This is a genomic window from Streptomyces sp. NPDC053542 (assembly GCF_044544685.1).
GTDB lineage: Bacteria > Actinomycetota > Actinomycetes > Streptomycetales > Streptomycetaceae > Streptomyces.
On the sequence record NZ_JBITXL010000008.1, the window covers coordinates 297,359 to 308,200 of the forward strand.

The following is a 10,842-nucleotide window of genomic DNA, read 5'->3' on the forward strand; positions in this document are numbered from 1 at the left end:
GCATGTCGAAAACGCTAGACCCAGCCACTGACAATCGCTCTGACCAGCGCATTTGTCGCGGCGAGGCCGATTGTCAGTGGCATGGTGCAGTCTGGAATCCGCAAGCGGCCCGCGGGTTGCGGGTGGCGGGCCGTAGGGCTTGGGACAAGGGGGAGTCATGTCTTACGCGATGGCGGAGAACGGGGCGGGGAGCGGCCGGGGGACGGCGGCGGAAGCCGGGCGGCAGGACGGCGAAGCGGTGGCGCTGCGGCCGCACGCGGAAGATGCATTCGCAAACGAGCTGGCCGCGCTGGCGGCCGCGGACGACCGGCCGCGGCCCGAGCGCTGGCGCCTCTCGCCGTGGGCGGTGGCGACGTATCTGCTCGGCGGCACGCTCGCCGACGGCACGGTCATCACGCCGAAGTACGTCGGCCCGCGCCGCATCGTCGAGGTCGCGGTCACCACGCTCGCGACCGACCGCGCGCTGCTGCTCCTCGGCGTGCCCGGCACGGCCAAGACCTGGGTGTCGGAGCACCTCGCCGCGGCGGTCAGCGGCGACTCCACGCTCCTGGTCCAGGGCACGGCCGGCACGCCGGAGGAGGCGATCCGGTACGGCTGGAACTACGCGCGGCTGCTCGCGCACGGCCCCAGCCGGGACGCGCTGGTGCCCAGCCCCGTCATGCGCGCGATGGCGGAGGGCATGACCGCGCGGGTCGAGGAGCTGACGCGCATCCCGGCGGACGTCCAGGACACGCTCATCACCGTCCTGTCGGAGAAGACGCTGCCGATACCGGAGTTGGGCCAGGAGGTGCAGGCGGTCCGCGGCTTCAACCTCATCGCCACCGCCAACGACCGCGACCGCGGGGTCAATGAGCTCTCCAGCGCGCTGCGCCGCCGCTTCAACACGGTCGTGCTGCCGCTGCCGGCCACGCCGGACGAGGAGGTCGACATCGTCACACGCCGCGTCGAGCAGATCGGCCGCTCGCTGGACCTGCCGCCGGCGCCGGACGGCATGGCGGAGATCCGCCGGGTCGTGACGGTCTTCCGCGAGCTGCGGGACGGCCTGACGACGGACGGGCGTACGAAGCTCAAGTCGCCCTCCGGGACGCTGTCCACGGCGGAGGCGATCTCCGTGGTCACCAACGGGCTGGCGCTGGCGACCCACTTCGGGGACGGCGTGCTGCGGCCGTCGGACGTGGCAGCGGGCATCCAGGGCGCGGTGGTCCGGGACCCGGCGGCCGACCGCGTCGTCTGGCAGGAGTACCTGGAGTCGGTGGTCCGCGAGCGCGACGGCTGGAAGGACTTCTACCGCGCCTGCCGGGAGGTGAGCGCATGACGGCCGGGACGGCGGAGCACGGTACGGCGCGCGGTGCGGGGGAGCGGCGGGCGGCCGGACCGTGGCTGCTCGGGGTGCGGCATCACGGGCCCGGGTCGGCCCGTGCGGTCGGGGCGGCGCTGGCGCAGTGCGAGCCGAAGGCGCTGCTCATCGAGGGGCCGCCGGAGGCGGACGCGCTGGTGGCGCTGGCCGCGGACGACGAGATGCGGCCGCCGGTCGCGCTGCTCGCGCATGTGACCGACGATCCGGGGCGCGCCGCGTTCTGGCCGATGGCGGAGTTCTCCCCGGAGTGGGTGGCCCTCCGGTGGGCGCTGCGGCGCGGCGTGCCGGTGCGCTTCATCGACCTTCCGGCGGCGCATTCCCTCGCGGAGGCGGAGCCGGGGAAGGAGCCGGGGGCAGGGGCGGGGTCGGAAGCGGGGTCGGAGGCGGAGGCGGGGACGGAGCCGGCCGGATCGGCCGAGTCGGGTGGGCCCGCGGTGGACGACGCGCGCGTCGATCCCATCGGGGTGCTCGCCGAAGCCGCCGGTTACGACGACGCGGAGCGCTGGTGGGAGGACGTGGTCGAGCACCGCGGTACGGGGAGCGGTGCAGGGAGCGGCGCGGAAGGGGGCACCGGTGACGCGCTCGCCCCCTTCGAAGCACTGGCCGAGGCGATGGGCGTACTTCGGGAGGAGGGCGAGGAGGGCGGGGCCTCCCGGGACGCCGTGCGCGAAGCGCACATGCGGCTGCGATTGCGGGAGGCGCGGCGAGAGTTCGGGGATGACATCGCGGTCGTCTGCGGGGCGTGGCACGTCCCGGCGCTCGCCCGCCGGACGACCGTCACCGCCGACCGCGCCCTCCTCAAGGGCCTTCCGAAGGCGAAGGTGTCGGTCACCTGGGTCCCGTGGACACACCGCAGGCTGGCCCGGAACAGCGGTTACGGGGCGGGGATCGCCTCGCCCGGCTGGTACGGCCACCTCTTCAGCAGCCCCGACCGCCCCATAGAGCGCTGGCTGACCAAGGTCGCGGGGCTGCTCCGTGGGGAGGACTACGCGGTCTCCACCGCCCACGTCATCGAGGCGGTGCGGCTCGCCGAGTCGCTCGCGGCGATGCGGGGACGGCCGCTCGCCGGGCTCACCGAGACCGAGGACGCGGTGCGCGCCGTGCTGAGCGACGGCTCCGACGTCCCCGCCTCGCTGATCCACGACCGTCTGGTGGTCGGTGACGTGCTCGGCGAGGTGCCGCGGGCCGCGCCCGCCGTGCCGCTCCAGCGGGACATCGCGCGGCTCCAGCGCACCCTCCGCCTCAAGCCGGAGGCGAAGGAGCGCGAGCTGGAGCTGGACCTGCGCAAGGAGACCGACGCCGCGCGGAGCCGGCTGCTGCACCGGCTGCGGCTGCTGGACGTCCCGTGGGGCGCGCCGGCCCATTCCCGTACGAGCACGGGCACGTTCCGGGAGACCTGGCGGCTGCGCTGGGAGCCGGAGCTGTCGGTGCGGGTCGCGGAGGCGGGCATCTGGGGGACGACGGTGCTCGCCGCGGCCACGGCGCGGGCGGCGTCGGACGCGGCGGACGCGACCGCGCTCGCCGAGGTCACGGCGCTGGCCGAGCGCTGCCTGCTCGCCGAACTGCCGGACGCGCTGCCGGTGGTGATGCGGGTGCTGGCGGACCGGGCGGCGCTCGACGCCGACGTCGGCCACCTCGCGCAGGCGCTGCCCGCGCTGGTGCGGTCGGTGCGATACGGCGACGTGCGCGGCACGGACGCGGCGGCGCTGCGCGAGGTCGCGGTCGGCCTGGCGGAGCGGGTCTTCGTGGGCCTGCCGCCGGCCTGCGCCTCCCTGGACGCGGAGGGCGCGGCGGAGATGCGGACGCACCTCGACGCGACGCAGCAGGCCGTGGGGCTGCTGTCCCAGGGGGCGGAGGACGGGGGGCTCCGCGGGCGGTGGACCGCGGTGCTGCGTGTGCTGGCGGAGCGGGAGGCGATACCGGGGCTGATACGGGGGCGCGCGGCGCGGATTCTCGTCGACGACGGCCGGCTGGAGGACGGCGGTACGGGGGAGGACGGCCGTACTCCGGAGGACGGTGGGGCCGCTCGGCTCATGGGGCTGGCGCTCTCGCCGGGTGTGCCGCCCGCCGACGCCGCGGCCTGGATCGAGGGGTTCGTCGGGGGCGGGGCCGGCGGGGGAATGCTGCTGGTCCACGACGAGCGGCTGCTGGCGCTGCTGGACGGCTGGCTGACGCGGGTGCCGGGGGAGGCGTTCACGGACGTACTGCCGTTGCTGCGGCGGACGTTCTCGCAGTACGAGCCGGGGGTGCGGCGCACGCTCGGCGAGCTGGTACGGCGCGGGCCGGTGGCCGGCGGGTCGGCCGGCGGCGGTGCGGCGGTCGGCCACGGTGCCGCGGGCGGTGCCGAGGAGGCGGCGGCCCCCGGCTTCGGCCCGGGCCTGGACCGGGACCGGGCCGCGGCCGTCCTGCCGACCCTGCACGCCCTGTTGGGCGAGGGAACCGACGACGAGGACATTCCTACGGACGAGGACATTCCTACGGGGGAGAGCCGATGACTGCGGAGCCGGTAGCGACGGGAACGGTAGCGACGGGAACGGTAGCGACGGGGACGGTAGCGACGGAGCCGGTAACGACGGGGACGGTGGCGGCGGGAGCGCAAACCAGCACTCGCGCCGAAGAGCGCATGCGGCGTTGGCGGTTGGTGCTGGGCGGGGGAGAGGGTGACGGGACCGGGTGTGAGCTGCGCGGGCGGGACGCGGCGATGGACGGCGCGCTCGGGGCGCTGTACGGCGGCGGGCCCGGCGAGGGGCCCGGCGCCGGGAGGGCGGGAGGTCCCGGAGGGCGGGGCGGCCGGAAGGACGGCGCGTCGCGGTCCGGGGGGCTCGGGGGGTCCGCGCCCGTCGTGGCCAGGTGGCTCGGCGACATCCGCCGGTACTTCCCCACCCCCGTCGTCCAGGTGATGCAGCGGGACGCGATCGACCGGCTGGGCCTGTCCGCGCTGCTGCTGGAGCCGGAGATGCTGGAGGCGGTCGAGGCCGACGTCCACCTGGTCGGCACGCTGCTCTCGCTGCACAAGGCCATGCCCGAGACGACGAAGGAGACCGCACGGGCGGTCGTGCGCAAGGTCGTCGAGCAGCTGGAGAAGCGGCTGGCGAGCCGGACGCGGGCCACGCTGACCGGCGCGCTGGACCGTTCGGCGCGGATCAGCCGGCCCCGGCACCGCGACATCGACTGGGACCGCACGATCCGCGCGAACCTCAAGAACTACCTCCCCGAGTACGGCACGGTCGTGCCGGAGCGGCTGATCGGTTACGGGCGGGCGGCGCGGTCCGTCAAGAAGGAGGTCATCCTCTGCATCGACCAGTCCGGGTCGATGGCGGCGTCCGTCGTGTACGCCTCGGTGTTCGGGGCCGTGCTCGCGTCCATGCGCGCGCTCGCCACCCGGCTGGTTGTCTTCGACACCTCGGTCGTCGACCTCACCGATCAGATCGACGCCCCGGTGGACGTGCTCTTCGGTACGCAGCTGGGTGGTGGCACGGACATCAACCGGGCGCTGGCGTACTGCCAGTCGCGGATCACCCGGCCCGCCGAGACGGTCGTCGTGCTCATCAGCGACCTGTACGAGGGCGGGATACGGAACGAGATGCTGAAGCGGGTGGCGGCGATGAAGGCGTCCGGCGTGCAGTTCGTGACGCTGCTGGCGCTGTCGGACGAGGGGGCGCCCGCGTACGACCGGGAGCACGCGGCGGCCCTCGGGGCGCTGGGGGCACCGGCGTTCGCGTGTACGCCGGAGCTGTTTCCGGAGGTGATGGCGGCCGCGCTGGAGAAGCGGCCACTGCCGATACCGGACCCGACGGGCTGACGCGTCCGCTTCCGCCGAGCCGGCCCGCGCTGCCTCAGCGGTCCACTCGCGGCGGCGTGTTCGCAGGTCGTACAGGCTTCCGTCAGCGCTCCGTCAGTCCTGCGTCACCTTCCGATACCGGACATGACGGAGTAACAGTGACAGGTGGCACAGTGGACTTGCGCGGCACATAGCTGCTCGTGCAAGTATCTGTGCATCGCTCGATCACCCGCGACGTGCTGTGTGATGCGAAGTGCCCTGAGTGCCTCGCGCCCGGTCGCCGTCCGTACGGGAAGGTCCCCCTTGTCTGCTGTGCTCGCTCTGCCTGCCGTTGTGCGCCTGCCGCGCACTGTGGCTGTGCGGCGTGCGCTGCTGAGCGGGCTCTTCCTGATCGGCTTCGTCGTCCTCGCCGTCGCGTTCGGCGGCGGCACCGCGCACGCGGCGGACGCCGGTTCGGCAGCGGACACCGGCTTCGGGTCCGCCACGGCGAGCTCCACGTCCGGTATGCCCGGCACCTCACCCGCCGGCTCGGCGACCTCCGACCCCGCCGCCCACCCCGAAACGACCGACGGCGATGCGCCGTTCGCCGGTTCCGGTACGGCGCTGGAGCAGGAGGCCGCGGAGGGTGACGCGCGGGCCAAGGAGGCCGGCGCCCGGCTCTCCGCAGGCGCGCAGGCGACCGGGGAGCGGCTGGGCGAGACCGTACGCCCGCTGGCGGACCGCCTGCGGCCCGTCACCGACCCGGTCACCGCTCCGGTGGACCAGGTCGTGCAGGGCGTGGAGCACGCGACCGGCCTCCCGGTCCACCTCCCCGGCGTCAGCGCCGGGCAGGGCCGGGACGGCGAGCGGTCGCAGCAGAGTGCCGCGCGGGACGGCGACCGCCGGCACATGGCCGTACCCGACCGGTGCGGGGACCGCACCGGCGGCGACCCGTCGGCGGCTCCGGTGGACACCACCGGCGGTCCGGACCGTCCGGCAGCGCAGGCCGCGGCCGACGGCACCGGCGACGCGCCCGGCCAGGGTGGACTGCCCGGTCAGCTTCCGCAGGGCCCGGTCGCCCCGGCCCCGCATCTCACCGGCGACGGCAACGGCCCCCGAGGCGGGGACCAGCACGCCGTACTGCCGGGCACGGACCCGCGCTTCGGGCTGGTGCCCGGTGGCGTACGGGCAGCGAGCGGCGCGCCGACGCGCGAGCGCAGCACCGACATCCTCGAATTCCCGGGCTAGGGCAGACCTCCCGCCGGACTCCGACACAGGCGCCTCACCGACACGGTGAGTGAGCGCACGGAGCCGACGGCCGTCAGCACCCCTAGACCTGCCGCGCGGGGGCGGGACAGGTCTGCCCGTCACATCTTCCAGGAATTCGAAGGGCTCATCGCCATCATGCGCAACAACATCCGTCGTTCCATCTTCGTCGCCGCTGCCGCCACCGGTCTGTTCGCCCTGGGCACCGCGGGCGCCAGCGCCGCCGAGCTGCCCGTCGACGCCCCTGACACCGGTGCCGTCACCGGTACCCTCACCGGCACCGTCCAGAAGACGCTGCCGGCCGGCGAGCTGACCGGCACGGTCGAGGACACCGCGGGCCAGGCGACCGGCACCGTTCAGGACACCGTGGGCGGCGCGACCGACAAGGTGACCGGCGTGCTCGGCGGCGGCCTGCCCACCACGGACGGCCTGCCCACCGACCGCGTCGGCGACGCGACCGGCACGCTGAAGGACGTGCAGAAGAAGGCCGACCTGAAGAAGGTCACCAAGACCGCGAAGGACGCCACCAAGGCGGGCAAGGCCGCGGGCAAGGCCACCAAGACCGTCAAGGGCGCCGCCAAGCAGGTCCAGCAGGTCGGCAACGTCCGCCTGCCCGCCGTGCCGTTCCTGCCCGTCCAGGGCGTGCCCGCCCTCGACCTGCGCAGCCTCCCGGTCGAGGCCCCGGCCGCCCAGCTGCCCACCGAGCTGCCCGCCGGCCTCCCGGTCGACGCCCCCGCCGCTGAGCTGCCCACCCAGCTGCCCGCCGACCTCCCGGTCCAGGCCCCCAACGCCGAGCTGCCCACCGAGCTCCCCGCCGAGCTGCCCACCCAGCTCCCCAACACCCCGAGCCTGCCGGTCCAGCTCCCCAACGCCGAGCTGCCCACCCAGCTCCCCAACACCCCCGCGCTGCCCGACGCCTCCACCGCCGTCGCGGGTGTCACCTCGCTCGCCGGTACCGACCTGCGTCCCGGCACGCTGACCAACCCGGCCCAGGGTGCCCTGGCCACCGCCCGCCCGGTCGTCGACCAGACCGCCGCCGACGTGCTGCCGCCCGTCGCGCAGCGCGCGGTCGGCAAGGTCGTGCCGGTCGCCCAGGACGCGGTGGGCGGTGCGGGCCTGCTCGCCGGTGACGCGGCCGGCCAGGCCACCCCGTTCGCGCAGGGCGTCGTCGCCGACACCCAGCTGTTCGCCGAGGGCGCGGCCGCCGACGCCGTGCCGTTCGCGCAGGGCACGGCCGCCGACGCGCAGGGCTTCGTCCAGGGCGCCGCCGCCACCGCGATCCCCTTCGCGCAGGGCGCCGTCGCCAACGCGGTGCCGTTCGCGCAGGGTGTGGCCGCCGACGCGCAGCCGTTCGCGCAGGGTGTCGCGGCCGACGCCGTGCCGTTCTCCCAGGGCATCGCCACCACCGTGGCCGCCGACGGCCAGGAGACCGCGGGCAACGCCGCCGCCGGTGTGCAGCGCATCATCCCCGTCGACATCGCGCAGGCCGACCTGACCAGCCCCGCGAACATCCCGGCGCTGCCGGTCCTGGCGGGCTGAACCCCGGACTCCCGGGCCGGCGCCCGGGTGCCCGCCGGCCGGCGTTTTGGGGACGCCGCCCGCACGGCCCCCGGTGACCACCGCCGGTAATGAGCAGTACGAGCAGTACCAAAAAGCCGCTGGACGGCCCTCGTTGGGGAGGGGGCCGTCCAGCGGCTTTTCCGCTGCGGGAAACCGCAGTCGATCAACCGGCTCTCAGGACTTCGGCACCTTCAGCCGCTCCCAGCTCACCTTCCCCGGTATGCCGTCCGCGTCCTTGCCGCCGAAGCCGAGCTTGCGCTGCCACGCCGCGTAGGACTTGCGGTCGGCCTCCGTCCAGTACGGTCCGGGCCCGTCCTCGTAGTGCGAGCAGCCCTCCGCGACCAGCCGCTTGCCCATCGCCGTGATGATCGGGCTGTGCGCGCCGGCCTGGAAGAAGCCGCCGCCGGGGAAGCGTTCGTACCGGGCCGGGCGCGGCCGGCCGCCCTCGGGCCGGTCAGGCGCGGGCTTCTCCGGAGCGGGCTTCTCGGGCGCCGGCTTCTCGTCCGTGCCACCGCCCCCGCCCCCGCCCCCGCCGCTCCCGCTCGGCTTGCCGGCGAGTCTCTTCTTGATGCGTTCCCGCATCCCGTCCATCGTGAAGCCGCGCGGGTCCGTCTTGCCCGGCTGCCACTCCTTGTGGCCGATGACGGACTTCTCGGTCCAGCCGTGCGCCCGGCAGATCGCCGCCGACACCTTCTCGATCGCGGCCTTCTGCTCCTCGGGCCAGGGGTCGTCGCCGTCGCCGAGGTTGATGCACTCGAAGCCGTAGAAGTGGCGGTTGCCGTCGGTGTTGGCCGCGTTGTCGCGCGGCAGCCTCGACTCGTTGACCACCGCGCGCAGCACGTCGGAGTCGCCGAGCCCGGCGTGGTTGGCGCGGCCGTTGCCGACCAGCCAGACCTCGCCCTTCTTGTCGATGACGCCGTGGCACAGCGGGCCGGGCAGTCCGGAGCGGCCCTCGTAGCAGAGCTCGACGGAGCTGTCGGTGCCCTTGGTGACGGTGTGGTGGATCATCACACCGTTCAGCGGCCCCCAGGGGCCCTTGCTGTTCCTGTTGTGCCGGCGCCAGTTGCGGACTTCGTGGACGGTCAGGCCCTCCTTGCGCAGGACCTCCACCAGGCGCGACGCGCTCAGCGGCTCGGCCATCGTTGTGCTCCTTCCTCGGCCCGCCCGGGCGGGCCGGTCCCCCGGTCGCGGCGCGCGGTATCACCCGCGCGCCGCCTCATGCGTACGTGGTGGCGCGTCCCCGTGGCGCCACCCGCCGGTGTCACTCCTCCGTGAGCGCCTCCGCCTCGGCCGTCGTCTGCGAGCGCAGCGCCGCGCCGTGCGCCGGGCCGGCGGAGGCCACGTCGGCGGGCTCGTTCTCGGCGTCCGCCGCGGCGTCGGCGGCCCGCGCCTCCTCCTCGGCCGCCAGTTCCTCGTCGCTGGCTGCGGCGATCTCCCCGGCCAGCGGCTTGAACGCCAGCCGCAGGTCGGACACGGTCTTCTCGCCCATCACCCAGCCCAGCGGCGCGTAGTGCACCTGCGGCCCGAGCGGCGCCTGGAGGAGCGGCCGGCGCGCGGCGTCCGTCGGCCACTCCACGCTGCCGGTGGCCGTGCGGGCCGGTACCAGCCAGAAGTCGCCGCTGCGGTAGGTGCTGCCGGCCGCGAAGTACACCTCGACGCCGTCCTCCAGCGGCAGCCAGGCGCCTTCCTCGACGCGCACCGCGCCGTGCCTCAGCTGCCCCGCCGCGCCCTTCCTCGTCGTACGTTCCTGGGCCCGGCCGCCCTCGCGGTGGTCCCAGCGGCGCAGGTACGGGCTCCGCTCGGGCAGCCGCCCGACGCCCTGCGCGGGCTCGTCCGACAGCCGCACCCGGCGGCCCGGCAGGTCCAGCTCCTCCACCCGCAGCAGCGGGTGGGCGTCGAGCCGCGAGGCGACCGCGGAGTCCATGAACTCCACGTAGTCGCCGACATCGAGGTCCAGCTTGTCGTCGTTGCCCAGCGTGGCCAGCTCGACCCAGGTGCCGTCCAGGCCGTCGACCGGGAAGGTCACCGAGCCGTTCTCGCGGGACCACTTGAAGGTGGCGTCCTTGGCCGCGCCGCCGTCGTGGATCTCGATCCGGTACAGCTGGTTCTCCGGGCCGCGGTACCGGGCGTCCGGCTTGACCAGGCACGGGTCGTCGTCGGCGTGGTCGGGGCGCTCGCTGCGCACGGCGAGCCGCGCGGTGGCCTTGCGCTGCTCGGCGACCCACTTGCGGAACGCCTCGCGGACCGGGGCCTTCTTCGTCTCGTCGCCCTCGATGTCCAGCTCGCCGCCGGGCAGCGGCAGCACCTGCCAGACGACCTTGAGCCGGGCCGCGGTGTCCGGCAGCGCCGCGCCGAGCGCGACCTCGCGCAGTGCCGGGTCCTCGGCCGCGGTGACCGAGCGCTCCCACACCTTGAGGTAGGCCAGGTACGGGAATTGGGTGGGCAGCCGGTCCTCGGGGCGCTCGGCGTCGCGGTACGCGTCGGGCTGGTCCCAGTACGTCCAGGTGGCGGGCGGCTCGGCGGCCGCGCCCGCGCCGTCCTTGGCGTCGCCGTCCTCGGCAGCGGCCGGATCCGGCACCGGAACGCCCGGCTGCGGCCGGTACGCCTCGACCAGGATGCCGTCGACGTAGTACCGGCCGGGGCTGATCGACAGGTCGTCCAGCTCGCGGGCGCCGCCGGTCATGTCGATCTTGAAGCCGGCGTCGCCGGCCGGGCCGCCGTGCTGCCCGATCAGGTCGGTGGCGGTCACCCGGGCCTGGTAGAGCTGGATCGCGGTCTGCTCGTTGGCGTCCGCGTCCAGCTGGACGCGGCCCTGCTGGGCGAGGACGGCGGAGTACCGGGCGTCCGGCCGGAAGGTGATACGGGAGAGATCTGCGTGCATGTGAAGGGTTCCCCCTCG

Annotated in this window: 7 protein-coding genes; 5 read left to right on the forward strand and 2 right to left on the reverse strand. The window is 74.8% G+C overall.

The features are described from left to right. The first annotated feature begins 169 nt into the window (after positions 1–169). The 5 genes from ACIGXO_RS24020 (at position 170) to ACIGXO_RS24040 (ending at position 7,922) form a co-directional block, all read left to right on the forward strand. Positions 170–1,315, forward strand: a complete 1,146-nt coding sequence (locus tag ACIGXO_RS24020; protein WP_399790647.1) for an AAA family ATPase — start codon at positions 170–172, stop codon at positions 1,313–1,315. Continuing rightward, positions 1,312–3,852: a DUF5682 family protein gene (locus ACIGXO_RS24025; RefSeq protein ID WP_399790353.1), complete on the forward strand. Its 2,541-nt coding sequence runs from the start codon at positions 1,312–1,314 to the stop codon at positions 3,850–3,852. The genes ACIGXO_RS24020 and ACIGXO_RS24025 overlap by 4 nt, the downstream gene beginning before the upstream one ends. Beyond that, entirely contained in the window at positions 3,849–5,159 is a 1,311-nt protein-coding gene (locus ACIGXO_RS24030) for a VWA domain-containing protein (RefSeq protein WP_399790356.1), read from the forward strand. Before ACIGXO_RS24025 ends, ACIGXO_RS24030 begins: the two co-directional genes overlap by 4 nt. A 336-nt stretch (positions 5,160–5,495) precedes the next feature. After that, positions 5,496–6,365 (forward strand): hypothetical protein, encoded by an 870-nt coding sequence (locus tag ACIGXO_RS24035; protein ID WP_399790358.1) that lies wholly within the window; start codon positions 5,496–5,498, stop codon positions 6,363–6,365. A 156-nt stretch (positions 6,366–6,521) separates the two neighbouring features. Further along, positions 6,522–7,922: a hypothetical protein gene (locus tag ACIGXO_RS24040; RefSeq protein ID WP_399790361.1), complete on the forward strand. Its 1,401-nt coding sequence runs from the start codon at positions 6,522–6,524 to the stop codon at positions 7,920–7,922. Positions 7,923–8,117: 195 nt separating this feature from the next. Here the strand turns inward: ACIGXO_RS24040 and ACIGXO_RS24045 are convergent, their stop codons facing one another. Beyond that, positions 8,118–9,083: a peptidoglycan-binding protein gene (locus tag ACIGXO_RS24045; RefSeq protein ID WP_399790363.1), complete on the reverse strand. Its 966-nt coding sequence runs from the start codon at positions 9,081–9,083 to the stop codon at positions 8,118–8,120. 121 nt (positions 9,084–9,204) lie between these two features. Further along, entirely contained in the window at positions 9,205–10,824 is a 1,620-nt protein-coding gene (locus tag ACIGXO_RS24050) for a DUF6519 domain-containing protein (RefSeq protein ID WP_399790366.1), read from the reverse strand. Between the last annotated feature and the right edge of the window lie 18 nt (positions 10,825–10,842).

Excerpts from the sequence above, each read along its gene's own strand:
- ACIGXO_RS24025 (WP_399790353.1), top strand. The coding sequence starts at position 1,312 with ATGACGGCCGGGACGGCGGAGCACGGTACGGCGCGCGGTGCGGGGGAG.
- ACIGXO_RS24040 (WP_399790361.1), top strand. The coding sequence starts at position 6,522 with ATGCGCAACAACATCCGTCGTTCCATCTTCGTCGCCGCTGCCGCCACC.
- ACIGXO_RS24050 (WP_399790366.1), bottom strand. The coding sequence starts at position 10,824 with ATGCACGCAGATCTCTCCCGTATCACCTTCCGGCCGGACGCCCGGTAC.
- ACIGXO_RS24030 (WP_399790356.1), top strand. The coding sequence starts at position 3,849 with ATGACTGCGGAGCCGGTAGCGACGGGAACGGTAGCGACGGGAACGGTA.
- ACIGXO_RS24020 (WP_399790647.1), top strand. The coding sequence starts at position 170 with ATGGCGGAGAACGGGGCGGGGAGCGGCCGGGGGACGGCGGCGGAAGCC.
- ACIGXO_RS24045 (WP_399790363.1), bottom strand. The coding sequence starts at position 9,083 with ATGGCCGAGCCGCTGAGCGCGTCGCGCCTGGTGGAGGTCCTGCGCAAG.